A 20834-nucleotide genomic window follows, 5' to 3' on the forward strand; every position below is an offset into this window, starting at 1 on the left:
CCCCAAAACATCCGAGGACAGGCCCTAGGGCCTGCCGGCCTCGGCGGCCTGGGCAGCCATCTCTTCCAGGTTGATGTCCAGGCCGATGTCGGTGAAGCCGATCGGCGCCAGCTGCGCGCCGGCCTGCGCCTTCCAGGCCATGCTGGCCGACAGCGGCTGGACATGCGTCCGCATGAAAACCGACAAGGGCCCAGCCGCATCCCCGGCATCCGCATCGGCCTGCGGCTCCACCAGCTCGCTGGCGATGCCGTGCAGCAGCAGCAGCTCGCGGTAGGCCTGCAGGCCGAAGGCCTCGGCGCCTTCGCCGGGTTGGCGGAAGACCGAGTCCTCGATCACGTCCAGCACCCTGCGCGAGGGCCACAGCGCCTGGATGCGCGACAGCGCCTGCGGGTAGGCCTCCAGGCCGTGCGCCTCGTCGCGGTAGGCGTCGAACGAGGGCACCTGGGCATTGAAGGCGCGCTGGAACTCGCCGCGTACCTCCTCGTAGTCGCCACGGCGCTGCAGCTTGTGGAAGATGTCCAGCAGGTCCAGCCAGGCCATGGGGCTGGCCGTGGGGCAGGCAACGATGTGGCGTCGCAGCACCTCGACCGCCTGCTCGTATTCGCCCAGCGAGACGAAGAAGTCGGCCTGCTGCTGGATGTCGCTGAGTCCCTCCGCATCGATGCCATGCAGGCCGGCGCGGCGTTCGAAGGAATTCAGGTCCACGTCCACCGGTGACAGGGGAACGGGCGCCGTGTTCGGAACCCGAGCCGCCGTCGTCAGCGCCTCGAAACCGAACCCGGTGTCCGGACCGGTCAGCGTCTGGCTGCGCCACCAGTCCGGCATCTCGACCTGCCGGCGTCGGCGCCGCCACAAGAAGACCGCCGCAGCCGCGCCCGCCAGCAAGGCCGCCAGCAGGCTGTACACCAGGCCGCTGGCGTAGCGCTCGCGCTGCACCCGCTCCAGCTGGCCGCGCAGGTCCGTCAGGCGGGCATCGTTCCTCAGCATGGTCTCGCGCACGCCCTGGATGTCCTTGTCCAGCGCCTGCACGCGCTGCGCGGTGCGCAGCAGGTCCTCGGGCTGGGCGTTGATCGCCTGCCAGCGGGCCACCGCTGCCGCGCGCTGCTCCGCACTGGCCTCGGCGCCGGCAACCAGGGTGGTCGTCAGCTTGAGCGCGGGACCCCGCTCGCCGCCCCGGTCCGGCGACTCCAGCCGCAGGCGCGCCGCCGGCCGTCGCACCGGCGACGAAGCAGGCGGCTGGGCCGGGGAAACCGATGGGGCGCCGCCCTGCGCGCGTTCGAGCGTCGACGCGGACCCGGTCTGGGCCGCGAGCAGGACCAAGGCGCCAAGGGCGAGGCGCCGCGCGCGTGCGGGCTTCATGAAGCGGCCGATTCTTGCACAGCCAGCCTCATCCGCCATTGGCGAAACCCCGGTGCCAGATAATCCGCCGATGCAAACCGCATTCACCACCGTCGGTGTGGTCGGCGCCGGCGCCATGGGCAAAGGCATCGCCCAGATCGCCGCCCAGGCCGGCTGCACCGTCCAGCTGTACGACACCCAGCCCGAGGCCGTGGCCCGCGCCCGGCAGGACATCATCACCCAGTGGGGCAAGCTGCAGGACAAGGGCCGCATGGAGGCCGCCGCCGTCCAGGCCGCCCAGGCACGGCTGCAGGCCGCCCCCAGCCTGCAGGCGCTGGCCGGCTGCGAGCTGGTGATCGAAGCGGTCGTGGAGCGGCTGGACGTGAAGAAGAGCCTGTTCGCCGAGCTCGAGCGCATCGTCGGCCCCGACACCGTGCTGGCGACCAACACGTCATCGCTGTCGGTGACGGCCATCGCGGCCGGGCTGCAGCGCCCCGCGCGCTTCGCCGGCTACCACTTCTTCAACCCGGTGCCGCTGATGAAGGTGGTGGAGGTCATCGCCGGCCTGAAGACCGGGCCGGCGGTGTGCGGGCGCCTGGCCCGCCTGGCCCGCGAGATGGGCCACACGCCGGTGCAGGCGCAGGACACGCCGGGTTTCATCGTCAACCACGCAGGACGTGCCTATGGCACGGAGGCGTTGCGCATCGTCGGCGAGGGCGTCGCCGATTTCGCCACCATCGACCGCATCCTGCGCGACCAGGTCGGCTTCAAGCTGGGGCCCTTCGAGCTGATGGACCTCACCGCGCTGGACGTGTCGCACCCGGTGATGGAGTCGATCTACCGCCAGTACTACGACGAGCCGCGCTACCGGCCCAGCGTGATCACCGCGCAACGCCTGGCCGGCGGCGTGGTGGGCCGCAAGGCGGGCGAAGGCTTCTACCGCTACGCCGACGGCAAGGCGCAGGTGCCGGCCGAGCCGCCAGCGCCACAGGTGGCCGAGCTGCCGCCGGTGTGGGTATCGACCCGCGCCGCCCGGCGCCAGGAGCTGTACCAGCTGCTCAAGGACCTGGGCGCGAAGATCGAGACCGGCCAGTCCCCCTCCTCGGCGGCCCTGACCCTGGTCGCGCCCCTGGGCTTCGACGTCACCACGGTCGCGGTGGTGGAGCGCCTGGATCCGGCGCGCACGCTGGGCATCGACCTGCTGGTCGAGGACGCGGCCACCCAGCGGCGCGTGCTGGCCACCAACCCGGCCACCCGGGCCGACATGCGCGACGCGGCGCATGCGCTGTTCGCGCGCGACGGCAAGGCCGTGAGCGTGATCCGCGACTCGGCCGGCTTCGTCACGCAGCGCGTGGTGGCGGCCATCGTCAACATCGCGTCCGACATCTGCCAGCAGCGCATCTGCAGCCCGGCCGACCTGGAGACCGCCGTGACGCTGGGGCTGGGCTACCCGCTCGGGCCGCTGGCCATGGGCAACCGCTGGGGGCCGGCCAACGTCCTGGAGGTGCTGTTCAACATGCAGACCGTCTACGGCGACCCGCGCTACCGCCCCAGCCCCTGGCTGCGCCGCCGCGGCGCGATCGGACTGTCCCTGCTGCAGGAGGAGGCATGACCGCCGTCCTCAAGAGCACCAGCCACGGCGCCACCATGGTGCTGACCCTCAGCAACCCCGAGCACCGCAACGCGCTCGGGCCGGAGATCTACGCGGCCGGCGTGGAGGCGCTGATCGCCGCCGACAACCACCCCGACGTGCGCAGCGTGGTGATCACCGGCGAAGGCGGCATGTTCTGCGCGGGCGGACAGCTGCAGCGCCTGCTGGCCAACCGGCGCCAGCCGCCCGAGGTGCAGGCCCAGAGCATCAGCGGCCTGCACGGCTGGATCGAGGAGATCCGCACCTTCCCCAAGCCGGTGATCGCCGCCGTCGAAGGCGCGGCCGCCGGCGCCGGCTTCTCGCTGGCGCTGGCCTGCGACTTCATCGTGGCGGCGCAGGACGCGGTCTTCGTGATGGCCTACAGCAATGTCGCGCTGTCGCCCGACGGCGGGGCCAGCTGGCACCTCAGCCGCGCGCTGCCCCGCCAGCTGGTCAGCGAGCTGCTGATGGGCGGCGAGCGCATCGCCGCCCCGAGGCTGCAGGCGCTGGGCGTGGTCAATCGCCTGACGCCGCCCGGCGCCGCCCTGGACGAGGCACTGGCCCTGGCCGAGCGGCTCAACGCCCGGGCGCCCAACGCGCTGGCCAGCATCAAGGAGCTGATGAACGAGGCCTCCGGTGCACAGCTGAGCCAGCAGCTCGCGCGCGAGCGCGACCATTTCGTGCGCAACCTGCACCATGCCAACGGCGGCATCGGCATCGAGGCCTTCCTGGCCAAGCAGACGCCCCGCTACGAATAGCGCGGCCGGCTCGGGTGACAACCCTGAGGGACCGCCGCGGTCCCGCACGCGACAATGCGCGCACGGCCAGTCGCCGGCAAGACAGACCATGGACGACCCCATTCTTACCATCGAGGAACGCGAGGCGATCAACTCCGGTCGCTGGTTCTCCTCCCTGTCCCCTTCCCTGCGGCACGACATCCTGCGATGCGCCTACGTCCGACGCTACAAGGACGGCGAACTGATCGCCGCCCGCGGCGACCCGCCCGAGGAGTGGATCGCCTGCGCCCGCGGCGCGGTGCGGGTGAGCTCGACCTCGATCTCGGGCAAGCAGATCACCCTGACCTACGTGGAGCCGGGCATCTGGTTCGGCGACGTCGCCATCTTCGACGGCGACCGGCGCACGCACGACGCCTATGCGCATGGCGACACCACCATTTTGTGCGTGGCCAAGGCCGACTTCCGCAAGATCCTGGCCTCGCACATCGAGCTGTACGAGGCCATGCTGCGGCTGCATGCGCGCCGCATCCGCCAGCTGTTCGGCCTGGTGGAGGACCTCAACACCCTGCCCCTGCGCGCGCGCCTGGCCAAGCAGCTCACCCACCTGGTGCGCAGCTACGGCGTGCCCTGTCTGACCGACGGCGGCGGGATGCGCATCGGCCTGCAGCTGGCCCAGGAGGAGCTGGCCCAGCTGCTGGGCGCCTCGCGCCAGCGCGTCAACCAGGAGCTCAAGGCCATGGAGCGCGAGAACGTCATCCGCATCGAGCCGGGCGGCCTGGTGGTGCGCAACCGCGACGCGCTGATGCGCATCATCGAAGCCGACCACGAGAAAGCATGAACAGCAGCACCCCCGGCAACTTCGACCATTTCATCGGCACGCGCCCGGTTTCCGAGAAGCACGCCTTCGACACGGCCGCCCTGTCGGCCTGGCTCGGGAAGAACCTCCAGGGCTTCGCCGGGCCCCTGGGCGTGGAGATGTTCAAGGGCGGCCAATCCAACCCCACCTACAAGCTGGTCACGCCCGGGCGCAGCTACGTGATGCGCGCCAAGCCGGGACCGGTGGCCAAGCTGCTGCCCTCGGCCCATGCCATCGAGCGCGAGTTCGCCGTCATGCGCGGCCTGGCCGGCACCGGCGTGCCGGTGCCGGCCATGTACGCGCTGTGCGAGGACGAGTCGGTGATCGGCCGCGCCTTCTACGTCATGGAGTTCATGCAGGGCCGCGTTCTGTGGGACCAGTCGCTGCCGGGCATGTCGCGCGAGCAGCGCGGCGCCATCTACGACGAGATGAACCGCGTCATCTCGGCGCTGCACACGGTGGACTTCGCCTCGCGCGGACTGGCCGGCTACGGCAAGCCCGGCAACTACTTCGAGCGCCAGATCGGCCGCTGGAGCAAGCAGTACACGGCCTCGATCACCGAGCCCATCGACGAGATGGACCGGCTGATCGAATGGCTGCCGGCGCACATCCCGGCGGGCGCGCGCGATGCGGGCAAGACCTCCATCGTGCACGGCGATTTCCGGCTGGACAACCTGATGTTCCACCCCACCGAGCCGCGCGTGATCGCCGTGCTCGACTGGGAACTGTCCACGCTGGGCCACCCGCTGGCGGACTTCAGCTACCACTGCATGGCCTGGCACATCCCGCCCGGCTCGTTCCGCGGCATCGGCGGCCTGGACCATGCGGCCCTGGGCATCCCGGTGGAGGACGAGTACATCCGCCGCTACTGCGACCGCACCGGCCTGGCCAGCGTGGCCGACCTCAAGGCCGACTGGAACTTCTACATGGCCTACAACCTGTTCCGCCTGGCCGCCATCCTGCAGGGCATCGCCCGGCGCGCGCGCGACGGCACCGCCTCCAGCGCGCAGGCCGCCAACGCGGGCGCCGGCGCGCGCGGCCTGGCCGAGATGGCCTGGCAATTCGCCCGCCGGGCCTGACCCTTCCCTTTCCCCCGAGGAACCCATGGACTTCGACTACTCCCCCAAGACCCGCGAACTGCAGGCCAAGCTGCTGAAGTTCATGGACGACCATGTCTACCCGAGCGAGAACGCCTACGACGAGGAACTGGCGGCCAACACGGCGGCGGGCAGGCGCTGGACGCCCCTGAAGGTGATCGAGCAGCTCAAGACCCGCGCTCGCGCCGCCGGCCTGTGGAACCTGTTCCTGCCGGTGGACAGCGCCGCCGCCTCCGGCTATCAGGGCGCGGGCCTGACCAACCAGGAATACGCGCCGCTGGCCGAGATCATGGGGCGCGTGCCCTGGGCCAGCGAGGTCTTCAACTGCTCGGCGCCCGACACCGGCAACATGGAGACCATCGCGCGCTACGGCTCCGAGGAGAACAAGGCGCGCTGGCTCAAGCCGCTGCTGGAAGGCCAGATCCGCTCGGCCTTCGCCATGACCGAGCCCGAGGTCGCCTCCTCCGACGCGACCAACATCTCCACCCGCATCGAGCGCCAGGGCGACGAGTACGTGATCAATGGCCACAAGTGGTGGATCTCCGGCGCTGGCGACCCGCGCTGCGCCGTCTTCATCACCATGGGCAAGACCGACCCCGAGGCGCCGCGCCACTCCCAGCAGAGCATGGTGCTGGTGCCGGCCGACGCCAAGGGCATCCGCATCGTGCGTCCGCTGAACGTGATGGGCTACGACGACGCGCCGCATGGCCACATGGAGATGTTCTTCGACAACGTGCGGGTGCCGGCCTCCAACATCCTGCTGGGCGAGGGCCGCGGCTTCGAGATCGCCCAGGGCCGGCTGGGCCCGGGCCGCATCCACCACTGCATGCGGCTGATCGGCCTGGCCGAGCGCGCCCTGGAGCTGATGTGCCGCCGCGCCTCCTCGCGCGTGGCCTTCGGCAAGACCGTGGCACAGCAGACCGTGACCCAGGAGCGCATCGCCGAGGCGCGCTGCAAGATCGACATGGCGCGCCTGCTCACGCTCAAGGCCGCCTGGCTGATGGACATGGCCGGCAACAAGGTGGCCCGGACCGAGATCGCCATGATCAAGGTGGTGGCACCCTCCATGGCCTGCCAGGTGATCGACTGGGCGATGCAGGTCCACGGCGGCGGCGGCATGTGCGACGACTTCCCGCTCGCCTCGGCCTATGCGCACGCCCGCACGCTGCGCTTTGCCGACGGCCCGGACGAGGTGCACCGCAACGCCATCGCCAAGTGGGAGCTGGGCAAGTACGGCAGCTACGGCCGCGATGCCCAGGCTGCGGTGACCCGCGGCAGCTGAGCTAGCGCGGCCGGCCGGCCGGCAGGCCGCCGATGGCGGCCTCGCAGGCGCCGGTGAAGACCGCCGTCGCGTGCTGGAACGTGGACATGCTGGCCGAGTCGTACTGCATGCGCAGGTAGGCCTTGCCGCGCAGCAGCAGGAGCATGAAGGGCACCTCGGGGCCGGGCGCCGGCTGGGGCCAGGCCATCAGCTGCTGCGCCAGCGGCGGATCGATCCACGCCAGCGCGTTCTCGCGGCGGTCGGCCAGCACGGCGTAACGTGCCCAGAATTCGCGCGGCAGGCTGTCCCAGCCCACCTCCTGGTACAGCGACAGCCAGCGGATCTCTTCCGGCAGGCCCATGGCCGCGATGGTCTGCAGGCCGTCGGTGTAGGTGGCGTAGGCTTTTTTCTCCAGTGCGTCCTTGAGCGGGCGGTTCATCAGCAGGACCGCGGCGTCCTCGTCGATGCCCAGCTCGGCGCGGGCCCGCAGCTCCTGGCCGTGGATGTAGTCCCGGCTGGGCCGGCCCAGCTCCAGGCGCCAGGGTTTGCCGCCGACATAGCCCTTGAGGGCAAAGCCCGAACCCGAGCCGGGGCCCGAGCCCTGGGTGAACGCCATGCCCTGGGTGCTCGCCCACTGCGAGACTGGTTCGAGCGACGGCGATGCATGGTCCGCTCCCGGCCCGCGCCGCAGGCCGGGAGCGGAACCGGACAACACCTTCCTGATGCGGTCGAACATGGGTGCGGGCTTTGGCCTAAAGTGCCGATTATTGGCTCAAACTCATCTGGAGACACTCCCGTGATCGAAGTTTTTTCCTGGCCCACGCCTAATGGCCACAAGGTCCACATCATGCTGGAGGAGTGCGGACTGCCGTACCGCGCCGTGCCGGTGAACATCGGCGCCGGCGAGCAGTTCCAGCCCGAGTTCCTGCGCATCAGCCCCAACAACAAGATCCCCGCCCTGGTGGACCCGCAGGGGCCGGACGGCCAGCCGATCTCGCTGTTCGAGTCCGGCGCCATCCTGGTGTACCTGGCCGGCAAGACCGGCCGCTTCCTGCCCGCGGGCGACCGGCAGAAGTACGAGGTGCTGCAATGGCTGATGTTCCAGATGGGCGGGGTCGGGCCCATGCTGGGGCAGGCGCACCACTTCCGCATCTACGCGCCCGAGAAGATCGAGTACGTCATCAACCGCTACAGCAACGAGGCCAAGCGGCTGTACGGCGTGATCGACAAGCGCCTGTCGCAAAGCCGCTGGCTGGGCGGCGACGAGTACTCCATCGCCGACATCGCCACCTTCCCCTGGCTGCGCAGCTGGCAGAACCAGGGCGTGACGCTGTCGGACTACCCGCACCTGGAACGATGGTTCAACACCATCGCCGAGCGGCCCGCCGTGCAGCGCGGTGTGAAGGTCCTGGCCGAGCTGCGCCAGCCGCTCACCGACGACAAGACGCGCGACATCCTGTTCGGCAAGGCGCAGTACGAGCGGCGCTGATGAGCGCCCCCGCCTACCGCCCCGACATCGACGGCCTGCGCGCCGTCGCCGTGCTGGCGGTGGTCGTCCACCACTTCGCCTACGACCTGCTGCCCGGCGGGTACGTCGGGGTGGACGTGTTCTTCGTGATCTCCGGCTACCTGATCACCCGCATCATCGCGGGCGAGATGGCGGCGGGCCGGTTCTCCTTCCTGCGCTTCTACGAGCGGCGCGCGCGGCGCATCTTCCCGGCGCTGTTCGCCATGCTGGGCGCCACCCTGCTGGCAGGGTACCTCGTGCTGCTGCCCAGCGACTACGCGGCCACGCTGAAGGCGGCGCTGGCCACGCTGCTGTTCGCCTCCAATTTCGTGTTCTGGCGCCAGGAGCAGGGCTATTTCGAGGCCACCGAAGTAGCCCTCAACCCGCTGCTGCACACTTGGTCGCTGGGCGTGGAGGAGCAGTTCTATCTGCTGTTCCCGATAGCGCTGCTGCTGTGCTGGCGTGCCGGCCGCCGTGGGCTGTTCCACCTGCTGCTGGTTGGCGCCCTGGTCTCGCTGGCCCTGGCGACCAGCTGGGTTCGCGCCAACAGCTCCGCCGTGTTCTACCTGGCACCCTTCCGGGCCTGGGAACTGCTGGCCGGCGCCCTGCTGGCCCTGGGGCACCTGCCGCCGGTGCGCTCGGCGGCGGGGCGCGAGCTGATGGTGGGCGCGGGCGTGGCGGCCATCACGGCCTCCTGCGTGCTCTATGACGGGCTCACGGTCTTCCCCGGCCTGGCCGCGCTGCTGCCGGTGGGGGGTGCGGTGCTGGTGATCCAAGGCGGGGCCGGCGGCGCCACGCGCATGGCCCGCCTGCTGCAGTGCCGGCCCATGGTGGCCCTGGGCCTGGTCTCGTACTCGCTGTACCTCTGGCACTGGCCGATGCTGGTCTTCGCCCAGTACCTCAACGGCTTGGCGCCCCTGCCGACGTGGACCTTGCCCGCCCTGCTGGCCGCCAGCCTGCTGCTGGCCGCAGGCTCGTACCGCTTCATCGAGCAGCCCTGGCGCCGGCCCACGCTGCGGCCGCGCCGGCTGGCCATCGCGTCGGCCGGTTTTGCCGCCATTGCCGCCGCGATCGCCGTGGCCGGACTGGCGCAGGATGGCTACGCAGGCCGGTTCGAGCCGGCCGTGGCACTGCTGGACGGGGCGCGGCAGCCCGACATCCCGTACATGGAATGCGCGCAGCGCGAACCGCAGGATGCCTGCCGGCTGGGCGATGCGAACGCCCAGCCCGACATGGCGTTTTGGGGCGACAGCCACATGATCGCCTGGGCGCCGGCCCTGCACGCCAGTCTACGGGAACAAGGCAAGGCCGCGGTCCTGTTCGTTACCACCGGCTGCGCGCCGCTGATCGAGGTCGACAGCCTGCTGACCCCTTCGTGCCTGCGCAGCGCCAATGCCGTGCAGCAGCACCTGCAGGCTCACCCGCAACTGCGATCCGTGGTCCTGGCCGGCTTCTGGAGCACGTACTTCCGGGACGAAGGACCCTTGCGCTCCGTAGGGCCCGGCCTCCAGTTGGAGGGCCTGGAGGCGGCGCGGCAGGCGCTGATGCATACGCTGGACTGGCTGCACGCCCACCAGCGCAGCACGGTGCTCATCGGTCCCGTCCCAGTGCACGACCGCAGCGTGCCCGCCGCGCTCGCCCTGGAGCGGGTGACCGGGCGTGACCTGCTGGACTCGTCGCTGGCGCAGCAGCGCCAAGCCCATGCCGCCTTCCTGCAGATCGCGCAGCAGATGCCGCAGGGCCCGCAGTACCGCTGGGTGGACCCGCTGGGCTGGCTGTGCAACGGCGGGTGCACCGTGGTGCGCGACGGCGTGCCCCTGTACCGCGATGCACACCACCTGAGCCTGGCTGGCGCCATGGCGCTGAAGCCGCGGTTGGACAAAGCCCTGAAGCTGCCTGCGGGCAGTCCGATGGCCCGATAATGCCGGCGGCGTCCTGACAGCCGCACCAGCACACCCGGGCGGGGAACTCACTGCATGCGGCCGCGCAGCTCCAGCACCAGCCGCGCCACCGTGGAACGGCGGGCTTGCGCTTCGCAAACGGCCGCGCGGATGTCCTCGGAGGATCCTCCCCGCACCCGGAGGTTGTTGGCCCGGCGCAGGGCCTCCGCCTCTTCGGCCCGCGCCAGTTCGAGCGCCTCCCTGAGCGTCAGTGCAATGTCGATGTCGTCCATGCCAGGACAATGGTCCGGCTTGCGTACCCTTGACTGTTAATGGCTTGTACCCGACGGTCAGAATTCGCAAGAGTTCGGCTCGCGCTTGCACGGGCGGCTATCCTGCCGGGGTTTGCTAGGCCCTGGCGATGATCCACCCTCTCCTGCCCTCTTTTCAGCCCGACCGCAGGGCGCTGCGGCCATGAACACACGCAGCGATGCACCGGCCGGGGTGCTGCGCATCGGTTGCGGCGCGGGATTCTCCGGCGACCGCTGGGACGCCGCCCTTCCCGTGGTCCGCACGCTGGCCGATGCAGGCGGGCCGGCCGCGCTGATGTACGAGACCCTGGCGGAGCGCACCCTGGCACTGGCGCAGCTGCGCCGGCGCGAGAACCCGGCCCTGGGCTGGGAGCCGACCCTGGACCGCTTTCTCATCCCCGTGCTGGCGCCATGCGTCGAGGCGGGCATCCCCATCGTCGGCAACTTCGGCGCCGCCAATCCGGCGGGCGCCGCGGCCCGCGTGCAAGCCCTGGCCGCGCAGCTGGGGCTGCCCAGGCTGCGCATCGCGGTCGTCCAGGGCGACGACCTGCTGGCCGCCCTGCCCGCCCAGCAGCTCGCGGCCGTCCTGCCCGCCTCGCTGCGCGGCAAGGAACTGGTCAGCGCGAATGCCTACCTCGGCGCTTTCGAGATCGCGCAGGCCTTGCGCGCCGGCGCGCAGGTGGTGGTGACGGGCCGGGTCGCGGACCCGGCCCTGGCCCTGGGGCCTATGCTCGCCCATTTCGGCTGGGGCCTGGAGGACTGGGACTTGCTGGGCGCGGGCACCATGGCCGGCCACCTCCTGGAATGCGGCGCGCAGGTCACGGGCGGCTACTTCGCCGACCCCGGCATCAAGGACGTGCCGGACCTGGCGAACGTCGGCTTCCCCATCGTGGAGATGCACGCCGACGGCCGGTTCGTCGTCGGCAAGGCGGCGCGCACCGGCGGCTGCGTCACCCGCCGCACGGTGATCGAACAGCTGCTCTACGAGATCCACGATCCGGCCGCCTACCTGACGCCTGACGTGGTGGCGGACATCACCCGGTGCAGCGTGACGGAACTGCAATCCGACCGGGTGGAGGTACGCGGCGTGCGCGGCCATGCGCGTCCCGCGACGCTGAAGGCCACGGTGTGCCGCGAAGGCGGATGGCTGGCCGAAGGCGAGATCTCCTATGCCGGGCCCCAGGCCGCGGCCCGGGCGCGGCTGGCCGGTGACATCGTCACGCAGCGGCTGCAGATGCTGGGCCTGGGTGCGCTGCAGGTGCGTCAGGACCTGATCGGCGTGGCCAGCGTATTCGCCGACGACGCGGGGCGCTGGTGGAAGGACCAGCCGCAGCCGCCGTCCGCCCCCGACGTGCGGCTGCGCATCGCCGCCGCGGCCGACCGGCGCAGCGACGCCGAACAGGTGGTGCGCGAGGTGACGGCGCTGTACACCTGCGGCCCCGCCGGCGGCGGCGGCGTACGCACCACGATCACGCCGCGGCTGGCCAGCGACTCCTGTTTCGTGCCGCGCGAATGGGTCCAACCGAGCTGGAGCTTCCATCCATGAACCCCGCCATCCCGGCCGTGCAGCTGCATACGCTGGCGCATGCGCGCACCGGAGACAAGGGCAACCGCTCCTGCATCAGCCTGATCGCGCTGGAGCCGCGGCACTGGCCGCGGCTGGTCGCCCAGGTGACGGAGGAGCGGGTGGCCGCGCTGTTCGCGACGCGGCGCCCGAGCGCGGTGCGGCGCTACCTGCTGCCCAACCTGCACGCCATGAACTTCGTGCTGGACGACGTGCTGGACGGCGGCGTCAACGACTCGCTCAACCTGGACACCCACGGCAAGTGCCTGTCCAGCCTGCTGCTCACCCTCCCCATCCGGATCGACTGAGCAGGGCTTCCGTCCGGCACGGGCCCGGCCTCACTTCACGGCGTCGATCTCGATGACGGTGAACCTGCCGCCCTGTTCGGCGGCGCGGAAGCGCACCTTGTCCCCCGCCTGGACCTTGTCGAGCATGGCCGGATCCCTCACGCCGAACACCATGGTCATCGGGGGCATGTCCAGGTTCTTGATCTCGCCGTGCTTGAGCGTGATCTTGCCGGCGGACTTGTCGACCCTGCGCACCTCGCCTTCCGCAAGATCGGCGGCCGCGCCGGGCGTGAGCTGGGCGACCTTGATCTTTCCGACCATGCCGGCCTGGTAGTGGCCCGCGATGAGGCAGGCGAAGTCGAAGTCCCCGGCGCGGTTGAACGTCCACACCAGGCTCTGCTGCTTGCCGGCGGCGACGTGCGCCATGTAGGGCTCGTCGTGCTCCATGCCGGGGAACCTGGCCATCAGGGCGGCGTGCTCGTCCAGCGTCGTCTTGTCGCCGATGACCATCTCGTGCAGGACCTTGCCCTTGTTGCGGACCAGGAACTTCACGGTCTCGCCCTGCCTGATCTCGATGCTCGCCGGCGTGAAGCGCATGTCGTCGGTCATCGCGATCTCGATGGTGCGCTTGGCGTCCCTGGCGTCCCCGGCGACGCCCCAGGGTTTCTGCTCCTTCTTGACGGCGGCAGCGGGCGTCGCCTTCCCGTGGCTCTCGTGCGCGAAAGCCGCCGGGGCTGCGAACAATACCGCGGCTGCCAGGATGGAACCCGCCACGCGGGTCGCTTTGCAATGCTTCATGCTTTCTCTTTCAGTGGCCGCTGTGGCCGTTGCTGCCGACAGGTTTGCGGGCGCGCACCTCGACGTCCCGGAACGGGACCTCGCTTGCCGCCCGCTGCCTGGATGCTTGCGCGCGAGCCGGCTCGGGGAGCTGGCCCGTGAACTCATAGGCCACGGTGCCGGCCGGGTGCTTGAACCAGCCCGGGTCCTGATAGTCGCCGGGCTTCTGGCCGCGGCGCACCTTCACGGTGGTGAACATGCCGCCCATCTCCAGCCCGCCGAAGGGGCCCTGCCCCGTCATCATGGGCGCCGTGTTGTCGGGCAGCAGCATCTCCATCTCGCCCATGTCCGCCATGCCGCGCTCGCCCATGACCATGTAGTCGGGCACTAGCTTGCCGATCTTCCTGGCTACGTCGCGGTGGTCCACGCCGATCATGGTCGGCACATCGTGGCCCATGGCGTTCATGGTGTGGTGGCTCTTGTGGCAGTGGAAGGCCCAGTCGCCTTCCTCGTCCGCCAGGAACTCCAGCTGCCGCATCTGCCCCACGGCCACGTCGGTGGTGACCTCCATCCAGCGCGTGCTCCTGGGCGTGGGCCCGCCGTCGGTGCCGGTGACCATGAACTCGTGGCCGTGCAGGTGCAGCGGGTGGTTGGTCATGGTCAGGTTGCCCGCGCGGATGCGCACCTTGTCGCCCAGCCTCACGTTCATCGAGTCGATGCCGGGGAAGATCCGGCTGTTGAACGCCCAGAGGTTGAAGTCCAGCATGGTCATGATCTTGGGCGTGTAGGCGCCCGGCTCGATGTCGTAGGCCGAGAGCAGGAAGACGAAGTCGCGATCCACCTCCTCGATCAGCGGATGCCTGGCCCTGGGGTGCGTGACCCAGAACCCCATCATCCCCATCGCCATCTGGGTCATCTCGTCGGCGTGCGGGTGGTACATGAAGGTGCCGGGCCGGCGCGCCACGAACTCGTACACGAAGGTCTTGCCCACGGGGATTGCCTTCTGCGTCAGCCCCGAGACGCCGTCCATGCCGTTGGGCAGCCGCTGGCCATGCCAGTGGATGCTGGTGTGCTCGGGCAGCTTGTTGGTCACGAAGATCCGCACCCGGTCGCCCTCGACCACTTCGATGGTGGGCCCGGGCGACTGGCCGTTGTAGCCCCACAGGTGGGCCTTGAAGCCCGGCGCCATCTCGCGCGCCACGGGCTCGGCGACCAGGTGGAACTCCTTGACGCCGTTGTTCATGCGCCAGGGCAGCGTCCAGCCGTTGAGCGTGACGACCGGGTTGTAGGGGCGCCCCGAGTTCGGCGCCAAAGGCCCGGCCGTGTCGGGCGTGGTCTGGATGACCGGCTCGGGCAACGCGGCCATGGCCACCTTGCTCACGCTCGCGGCGGTCACCGCGCCCGCGATGGCGCCGGCGCCCGTCAGGAAGCTTCGTCGGTTGGGTTGAGTCATCAGTTCCTCGTGTCGGTCAGTGGGCGGCTGCATTGCTGCCGGCAGCCGCGCCTGCCGCTGGCGCGGACGCAGCGCCACCAGCCATGGGTCTGCCGATCAGGGTGGATGAAAGGGCGGCGTCGGCCAGCCAGAAGTCGCGTTGCGCCTCGATGGAGGCGATCACGCCGTTGACCTGGTCGCGCGCATCGGCCAGGAGCTCGAACACCCCGATGAGCATCCCGTTGTAGCGAAGCAGGTTCTCCTCGGAGATCGTCTTGCGCAGCGGCACCATCTCCTCGCGCTGGTGCCTGGCCTGGTCGTAGGCGGTGCGGTAAGCCGAGTAGCTCTCGCGCGCCTGCGAGCTCGCCGCGCGCGCCAACGCCTCGTAGCGGTTGGCGGCCGCCAGCGACCTGGCGTCGAGCGCGGCCCGGCGGGTGGCGCCCCAATCGAACAGGGGCAGCCGGATCTCCAGCTCGAACCCGCGGACGCTCGCCCTCTCGCCGTTGCCTTCGAAGAGGGTGTCGCGGCGCACGCCGGCCTCCACGTCGACCAGGCTCGACACCAGGTCGACGCCGCGGCCCCGGCCGGCCGCTTCAAGCTCGAGCCGCGCGATGCGTGCGTCCAGCCGCTGCGAGGCGAGCGCCTTGGAGACTTCATCGGGAGCCTTCGGCGCCTTGGGCAGGTCCGGCAGGCGCTCGGGCAGCTTCAAGCCCGCCGCCTGTTCGTCCGTGAGTCCCAGCTGGCGCACCAGCTCCTCGCGCGCCGAGACCGCCGCTTGCCTGGCCGAGGCCAGACGCGAAGTCGCGTCGCCGTAGAACAGGTGCTGCCGGGCCGCCTGCAGCTTGGTGAAGTTTCCGACACCCTGCAGACGCCGGGCCAGCTCCGCGCTGGCGTCCGCCGCCTCCTGGACCTGGACGGCGTAAACCTCGATCTCGCTTGCGGCGACCGCCTTCACCCAGGCCTGGCGGGCATTGGACACCTGCTCGACGATGCTCGAAGCCATCCGAACGCGCGCGTGCTCGCCGTCGAGCTGAGAGGCGGCTCGCCGCTGCGGCAACGTGATCAGGTCGAAGAGCCCGATGGACAGCAGCCGCCCGATTTCGAGGTCGGCGCCTTCGCGCAGCCGTTCGAAGGAGAAGACAACGCCGCCGGGCAAACCGCGCTGTCGCGCCTGCGCGAGCTCGCCCCAGCTCTGCGCGAGCGCGGACTGGAAAGCCGGGCTGTTGGCAAGCGCGAGCTGAGCGGCCCCGTCCATGGTCAATGGCTTGGAGAGGATAGCCGCGGCAAGCTTGGCGGAAGCCTCGCGCCCGGCATCATCCCGCGCGAGCGTGGCGCTTGCGCCCCCGGCAACGGGGCGGGCCATGGAGTTGGCCTCCCGCAAGGCCGCGTCCATGTTCGGGGCGGCGCAGCCAGCGAGCACCAGGGTTGCGGTCAGCGCCACGGCGAGTTTCCGTGATCGTCTTGCCTTCATTTGGGATGTCCCTGATGCGGATCGGTGGCCTTCGGTGACACCGCTGGCGCCTGCCCTTGCCTTGCAGGCTGGGCGGCTGGGCCTTGCGCCTGGCCGGCACCGTCCGGCGCGCTGCCGGCGATCTCGCGGGCGTACGCGCGCCAGCCGCCGATGTCCCGGACGGTGTCGTTACTCTTGCGCCAATCCTGGACATCTCCGGCAGCAAACGGGCGGTAACCCTCGAAAGCGGAGGCGTAGGTCGCGCTGGCACTGGTTCCAGCCGAGGGCTGGGTGGCGCCGGGGATCTGGGCGGCCAGTGGAAGGCTCGCCGCGAGCGCGGCTGCGCCGAAAAGAATCGTTCTGGTCGAGATTGACATGGGTCCTCGTGCGAGTCGTTGCGTGGGCCTGGCGGCGCTTGCGCGGCCTGCTCAGGAGCCGGAACGGGAATGCGGCGGCGCGCCCCAGCTATGGCCGGGGCGGAGGGCCGCGCTCAGGCGCGAGGAGGCTTATCGGGGGTGGACGCGTCGCGCGTGAGCACGCGGGATGCGTCTTGGGACGGCTCTGAGCGGGGAGAGTCACCGCTCAGGCCCGAAGTCGGCGCATCGGAGAGCGCGACGAGGTTGCAGCACGAAGCGCAGATCGGGCAAGAGTGCCCGTCATCCACGGTCCCGTCGGCGGCTTGCGACACTTCGGGGAGGTGCTGCTGAGTCAGGTTGGCGCCTGCATGGTCATGATGGCCGTGGCCCTCGTGCCCGTGCGACGCATGGTCATGGCTGGCATGAAGCTGCACGGAAGTCGAATGGGCCGCCTGCCCGCAGAAAAGCATGGACGCGGCGGCGAACCCTTGCAAGGGCAGCACGGTCATGACGAGCCAAGCGATGACGAGACGGAGAATCGACATTACGTCCCCATGCTAGCGCAAGCTGCGGGCAGCGCAATGGCGCGGCCACCATTCCCCACAAAACCGTGCATGCCGTGAATTCCTAATGGGAGGCATGCGCCAGCGCGTGCCCCTTGCCGCGCTGGATCAGGAACCTGTTGAGCGGGAAGGCGGCGGTACCGGCGACGAGCAGCGAAACCGCCAGCGCTCCCCAGAAAAGCGGCGCGGCGAGCCCCGCGTCCATCGCGCCGGGGATCACCAGCATCATCCCGTTGTCCACCAGCTCCATCAAGGCGATGGAGGCCGTGTCGGCGGCAAAGGCCACGCGGACCGCCGCGCGCAGCGTCATTCCGGAGCGCAGCAGCGGGAAGAAGGTGAACGCGTAGCCGAAGACGAAGGCCAGCGCCACGGCCAACGCGATGGTTGCCCCGTTCGAGAGCCCGACCGCGGTGCCGATGACCATGCCCAGCACCTCGCCGACCGCACAGCCCGACAGGCAGTGCACGGTGGCCCGGAAGGCGATGGCGTTCAGGCTCGGCTGGCCGCTTGCGGGCCGCCGGTGCCCGTCGTGTCCAGCGGGGTGGCTGGTGTGGTGATGTCGATGCGGTGCGTCGTCCATGGCAGTCTCCTGGTTGGAAGGCTCCATCGTGAAGCTTGCCACCGTGGCAAGGTCAAGCCCCCCGCTTGATCAGTTCCACCGTCGAGATCAGCTCGGCATGCGAGCGCCGGCGCCGTGGGCAGCCGGACGGCTGCGGCCTTGTGCGTGTTGAACCTGTGTTCCTGCAGTCCGCCGCTTGCACTATTCTTTATTTCAACTATTCTTGAATTGTTGAATTCAATAAAGCCGCTCCCTGCGGCACCGAATGACCACCCTGAAGGAGAAAGCCATGAAGCGATTCCATGTCCAGGTCGAGCCGAGCGAGAAGCCTGCGGCCTTGAAGGCGCTTGCTGGCGTCGCGGTCGGCGCATTGGCGGTGACCGTCCTGCTGGCGGCCCGGCTCCTGCCCTTGCTGGCCTTGCACGCGGACAATGGCGGCGCGCTCGAGGATGCAGGCGCCGCCGCGACGCAGCCTTGCTGCTGAGGCCCTGTCGGAGGTGGGCTCACGTCGTTGTGGGCACTGTCCTACACGCGGCCGATGAGTAGCCCCCTAGACTCCGCCGCTTCATTTTCTCGGTCCCCAGCTCCCCGAACATGAACCAGCCAAGCGAAGTCGTTCTCGCCGTCCTGCGCCAACACGAAAACCAGATCCGCACGGAGTGGCTGCAGGCCAGCAGCAGCGTCCGGATGACCGACGCGCAGCGGCGGGCGATGGAGGGGGAAGCCGCTGAAATCCTGCACGGCGTCCGCGATGCGCTGGAAGCCGGGGCCGATCCCGAGCAGTTCGAGGCGGCGCCCTGGTCCAAGCTGCGTCAATCCCTGGAGTCGCTGTCGCGCTCCCGCGCCGCCCAAGGCCACAGCGCGGCCGACACCAGCGTGTTCGTGCTCGCCTTCAAGCGCCCCATGTTCACGGCGCTCCAGCGGGCCACGAGCGACCCGCAGGCCATGCTGCAGGCCCTGTGGAACCTCTCCGTGCTGGTCGACAGGATGGCCCAGTGGACGGTGTCCACCTACCAGCAGACCCGGGAGGAGATCATCCAGCGCCAGCAGCAGGACCTGCTGGAACTCTCCACGCCCGTGATCAAGCTCTGGGAGGGCGTGCTGGCCGTGCCCATGATCGGCACCCTGGACTCCGGCCGCACGCAGATGGTGATGGAGACGCTGCTGCAGCGCATCGTGGAAACCGGCGCGACGCTGGCCATCATCGACATCACCGGCGTGCCCACCGTCGACACGCTGGTGGCGCAGCACCTGCTCAAGACCGTGAGCGCGATCCGGCTGATGGGCGCCGAGTGCGTCATCAGCGGGATCCGTCCCCAGATCGCGCAGACCATCGTGCACCTGGGGATCGACCTCCAGGGGATCGCCTCCAAGGCCAGCCTGGCCGATGCCCTGTCGCTGGCGCTGCGGCAGCGCGGCTACACCATCACCAAGGCGGCGTAGCGCCCATGTACCGCATCCCCATCCTGCAGATGGGCCAGACGCTTCTGGTCACCATCCAGGTCGACATGCAGGACCAGATGGCCCTGGCGCTGCAGGATGACCTCGCCAACAAGATCGCGTCCAGCGATGCCAAGGGTGTGCTGATCGACATCAGCGCGCTGGAGGTGGTCGACTCCTTCGTCGGGCGGATGCTGGCCAGCATCTCGGGCATCTCGCGCGTGCTGGACGCCACCACGGTGGTGGTCGGCATGCAGCCCGCCGTCGCCATCACGCTGGTCGAGCTTGGGCTCTCGCTCGAAGGTGTGCGCACCGCACTGAACGTCGAGCGCGGTATGGAACTGCTGGCCCAGGCGCGCCGCGCGGAGAACGCCGTTGCCCGCTGAGGACACCCGCGGCGAATTGCCGGTGCGCGCCGAGGAAGACGTCGTGGTGACCCGGCAGAAGGTGCGCGCGCTCACCCAGCAGCTGAAGTTCTCGCTGGTCGACCAGACCAAGATGATCACGGCCGCCAGCGAGCTGTCGCGCAACACCCTGGTGCATGGACGGGGCGGCCGCATGCGCTGGGAGGTGCTGGAGGAAGGCATGAAGCGCGGCCTGCGCCTGCACTTCGAGGACGAAGGCCCCGGCATCGCCGACCTGAGGCTGGCCTTGACCGACGGCTGGACTTCCGGCGCGGGCATGGGCCTGGGCCTGCCCGGCAGCAAGCGACTCGTGCATGAATTCGACGTCCGTTCCGCCCCCGGCCAGGGCACCTGCGTGAGCATCACACGGTGGAAGTGATCACCGGCAGGCGGCACCTCGATGTCCCGGTGGGCGATCCCAGCCGGGTGGGCGAGGCGCGGCGCCATGCGGCGCAGCTCGCCAGGGAGTGCGGCCTCGACGAGGTGGAAGCCGGCCGCCTTGCGATCATCGTCAACGAACTGGGCACCAACCTGCTGCGGCACGCCACGGACGGGCGGCTGCTGCTCGGCGCCCGCCCGGACCGCCGCGAGGTCGAGGTGCTTGCCATCGACCGCGGGCCCGGCATAGGGAACCTCGACAGGTGCATGGGAGACGGCTATTCGACTGCAGGAACACCCGGCACCGGCCTGGGCGCGGTCCGCCGGCAGGCGGACGTATTCGACATCCATTCGCAGGTTCCGTCGGGCACCATCGTCCTTGCCCGCGTGCATGCGGCAGGCCTCGAGCCGGGGTCGGACCAGCGCCTGTGTGCCGCCGCCGTGTCGGTCCCGGCCCCGGGAGAGCGCGTGTGCGGCGACGCCTGGGCCTTCGCGCTCGACGGCGACCGGGCGGCCGTGCTCGTCACCGACGGCCTGGGCCATGGCGTCGCCGCCGCCGAGGCGGCGCAGCATTCGGTGGAGGAGTTCATGGAGGAACCGCTGGCGCCGCCCCGGCGCATGCTGGAGCGCGCACATGCCCGTCTGCGCTCCACCCGGGGTGCGGCCCTGATGGCGCTGCATGCCGACAACGGGTCCGGCACGGTCCGCAGTTGCGGCGCGGGGAATGTCGTCGCGCGCCTGGTGTCCGGCACCACGGACCGGACGCTGCTCACCCAGCATGGCACGGTGGGCCTGACCATCCGCACACCCGAGGAGACCAGCGTCGCCTGGCCGCCCCACGCCCTGCTGGTGGTGTGCAGCGACGGCATCGAAACGCGCTGGAAGCCGGAGCTGCTGCGTCCGGTGCTGGGGCGCGACCCGGCCATCGCCGCCGCGCTGCTGCTGCGCGACCACTGCCGCGGGCGGGATGACGCCACCGTGGCCGTCCTGCGCCGCAAGGATTGAGC

General features: G+C 70.1%; 23 protein-coding genes and 1 pseudogene. 14 read left to right on the forward strand and 10 right to left on the reverse strand.

What is annotated here, in order from left to right:
• Nucleotides 1-24: 24 nt before the first annotated feature.
• The gene (locus tag RTA_RS20985) at nt 25-1359 is read right to left on the reverse strand and encodes a hypothetical protein (protein ID WP_158307833.1); all 1335 of its coding nucleotides are present in this window, start codon (nt 1357-1359) and stop codon (nt 25-27) included.
• Between the two features lie 70 nt (nt 1360-1429).
• Between RTA_RS20985 and RTA_RS11280 the strand changes: the two genes are divergently transcribed.
• The 5 genes from RTA_RS11280 (at nt 1430) to RTA_RS11300 (ending at nt 6940) form a co-directional block, all read left to right on the forward strand.
• Nucleotides 1430-2950 (forward strand): 3-hydroxyacyl-CoA dehydrogenase, encoded by a 1521-nt coding sequence (locus RTA_RS11280; protein WP_041675390.1) that lies wholly within the window; start codon nt 1430-1432, stop codon nt 2948-2950.
• Complete coding sequence (locus RTA_RS11285) at nt 2947-3726, forward strand: oxepin-CoA hydrolase, alternative type (protein ID WP_013901533.1); 780 nt, start codon at nt 2947-2949, stop codon at nt 3724-3726. Before RTA_RS11280 ends, RTA_RS11285 begins: the two co-directional genes overlap by 4 nt.
• A gap of 88 nt (nt 3727-3814) precedes the next feature.
• Nucleotides 3815-4543: a Crp/Fnr family transcriptional regulator gene (locus RTA_RS11290; RefSeq protein WP_013901534.1), complete on the forward strand. Its 729-nt coding sequence runs from the start codon at nt 3815-3817 to the stop codon at nt 4541-4543.
• On the forward strand, nt 4540-5640 hold the full coding sequence (locus RTA_RS11295) for a phosphotransferase family protein (RefSeq protein ID WP_013901535.1): 1101 nt from the start codon (nt 4540-4542) through the stop codon (nt 5638-5640). Before RTA_RS11290 ends, RTA_RS11295 begins: the two co-directional genes overlap by 4 nt.
• Before the next feature lie 25 nt (nt 5641-5665).
• Nucleotides 5666-6940 carry an acyl-CoA dehydrogenase family protein gene (locus RTA_RS11300; RefSeq protein ID WP_013901536.1) on the forward strand — a complete coding sequence of 425 codons (1275 nt, stop codon included), beginning with the start codon at nt 5666-5668 and terminating at the stop codon, nt 6938-6940.
• A 1-nt stretch (nt 6941) separates the two neighbouring features.
• Here the strand turns inward: RTA_RS11300 and RTA_RS11305 are convergent, their stop codons facing one another.
• On the reverse strand, nt 6942-7655 hold the full coding sequence (locus RTA_RS11305) for a hypothetical protein (RefSeq protein ID WP_041675392.1): 714 nt from the start codon (nt 7653-7655) through the stop codon (nt 6942-6944).
• A gap of 60 nt (nt 7656-7715) precedes the next feature.
• Between RTA_RS11305 and RTA_RS11310 the strand changes: the two genes are divergently transcribed.
• The gene (locus RTA_RS11310) at nt 7716-8408 is read left to right on the forward strand and encodes a glutathione binding-like protein (RefSeq protein WP_041675394.1); all 693 of its coding nucleotides are present in this window, start codon (nt 7716-7718) and stop codon (nt 8406-8408) included.
• Nucleotides 8408-10348 carry an acyltransferase family protein gene (locus RTA_RS11315; RefSeq protein ID WP_013901539.1) on the forward strand — a complete coding sequence of 647 codons (1941 nt, stop codon included), beginning with the start codon at nt 8408-8410 and terminating at the stop codon, nt 10346-10348. The genes RTA_RS11310 and RTA_RS11315 overlap by 1 nt, the downstream gene beginning before the upstream one ends.
• A gap of 47 nt (nt 10349-10395) precedes the next feature.
• Here the strand turns inward: RTA_RS11315 and RTA_RS11320 are convergent, their stop codons facing one another.
• Entirely contained in the window at nt 10396-10599 is a 204-nt protein-coding gene (locus tag RTA_RS11320) for a hypothetical protein (RefSeq protein ID WP_013901540.1), read from the reverse strand.
• Between the two features lie 181 nt (nt 10600-10780).
• Between RTA_RS11320 and RTA_RS11325 the strand changes: the two genes are divergently transcribed.
• Nucleotides 10781-12163 (forward strand): acyclic terpene utilization AtuA family protein, encoded by a 1383-nt coding sequence (locus tag RTA_RS11325; protein WP_013901541.1) that lies wholly within the window; start codon nt 10781-10783, stop codon nt 12161-12163.
• A complete protein-coding gene (locus RTA_RS11330; RefSeq protein WP_013901542.1) occupies nt 12160-12489 on the forward strand; it encodes an AtuA-related protein in 330 nt (109 codons plus the stop codon). The genes RTA_RS11325 and RTA_RS11330 overlap by 4 nt, the downstream gene beginning before the upstream one ends.
• A gap of 30 nt (nt 12490-12519) precedes the next feature.
• Here the strand turns inward: RTA_RS11330 and RTA_RS21225 are convergent, their stop codons facing one another.
• The 7 genes and pseudogenes from RTA_RS21225 to RTA_RS11355 form a co-directional block, all read right to left on the reverse strand.
• The gene (locus RTA_RS21225; RefSeq protein WP_226986164.1) at nt 12520-12789 is read right to left on the reverse strand and encodes a copper-binding protein; all 270 of its coding nucleotides are present in this window, start codon (nt 12787-12789) and stop codon (nt 12520-12522) included.
• Nucleotides 12763-13266, reverse strand: a pseudogene (locus tag RTA_RS20230) (cupredoxin domain-containing protein); the annotation flags it as partial. The gene RTA_RS21225 and the pseudogene RTA_RS20230, both read right to left, overlap by 27 nt.
• A 10-nt stretch (nt 13267-13276) precedes the next feature.
• Entirely contained in the window at nt 13277-14698 is a 1422-nt protein-coding gene (locus tag RTA_RS11340) for a multicopper oxidase family protein (protein ID WP_013901544.1), read from the reverse strand.
• Between the two features lie 16 nt (nt 14699-14714).
• A complete protein-coding gene (locus RTA_RS11345; protein WP_013901545.1) occupies nt 14715-16148 on the reverse strand; it encodes a TolC family protein in 1434 nt (477 codons plus the stop codon).
• Nucleotides 16145-16504, reverse strand: a complete 360-nt coding sequence (locus RTA_RS20720) for a hypothetical protein (RefSeq protein ID WP_143762961.1) — start codon at nt 16502-16504, stop codon at nt 16145-16147. The genes RTA_RS11345 and RTA_RS20720 overlap by 4 nt, the downstream gene beginning before the upstream one ends.
• A gap of 113 nt (nt 16505-16617) precedes the next feature.
• Entirely contained in the window at nt 16618-17028 is a 411-nt protein-coding gene (locus RTA_RS11350) for a hypothetical protein (protein WP_041675397.1), read from the reverse strand.
• A gap of 82 nt (nt 17029-17110) precedes the next feature.
• Nucleotides 17111-17626 (reverse strand): DUF4396 domain-containing protein, encoded by a 516-nt coding sequence (locus RTA_RS11355; protein WP_013901546.1) that lies wholly within the window; start codon nt 17624-17626, stop codon nt 17111-17113.
• Between the two features lie 244 nt (nt 17627-17870).
• Between RTA_RS11355 and RTA_RS11360 the strand changes: the two genes are divergently transcribed.
• From RTA_RS11360 to RTA_RS11380, 5 genes are all read left to right on the forward strand, one after another.
• On the forward strand, nt 17871-18089 hold the full coding sequence (locus tag RTA_RS11360) for a hypothetical protein (RefSeq protein WP_041675399.1): 219 nt from the start codon (nt 17871-17873) through the stop codon (nt 18087-18089).
• Between the two features lie 110 nt (nt 18090-18199).
• Entirely contained in the window at nt 18200-19048 is an 849-nt protein-coding gene (locus RTA_RS11365) for an STAS domain-containing protein (RefSeq protein ID WP_013901548.1), read from the forward strand.
• Nucleotides 19049-19053: 5 nt separating this feature from the next.
• Entirely contained in the window at nt 19054-19431 is a 378-nt protein-coding gene (locus RTA_RS11370; RefSeq protein ID WP_013901549.1) for an STAS domain-containing protein, read from the forward strand.
• The gene (locus tag RTA_RS11375) at nt 19421-19828 is read left to right on the forward strand and encodes an anti-sigma regulatory factor (RefSeq protein ID WP_013901550.1); all 408 of its coding nucleotides are present in this window, start codon (nt 19421-19423) and stop codon (nt 19826-19828) included. Before RTA_RS11370 ends, RTA_RS11375 begins: the two co-directional genes overlap by 11 nt.
• The gene (locus RTA_RS11380) at nt 19819-20832 is read left to right on the forward strand and encodes an ATP-binding SpoIIE family protein phosphatase (RefSeq protein WP_013901551.1); all 1014 of its coding nucleotides are present in this window, start codon (nt 19819-19821) and stop codon (nt 20830-20832) included. Before RTA_RS11375 ends, RTA_RS11380 begins: the two co-directional genes overlap by 10 nt.
• Nucleotides 20833-20834: the final 2 nt, after the last annotated feature.

The organism is Ramlibacter tataouinensis TTB310 (assembly GCF_000215705.1).
GTDB classification, from domain to species: domain Bacteria; phylum Pseudomonadota; class Gammaproteobacteria; order Burkholderiales; family Burkholderiaceae_C; genus Ramlibacter; species Ramlibacter tataouinensis.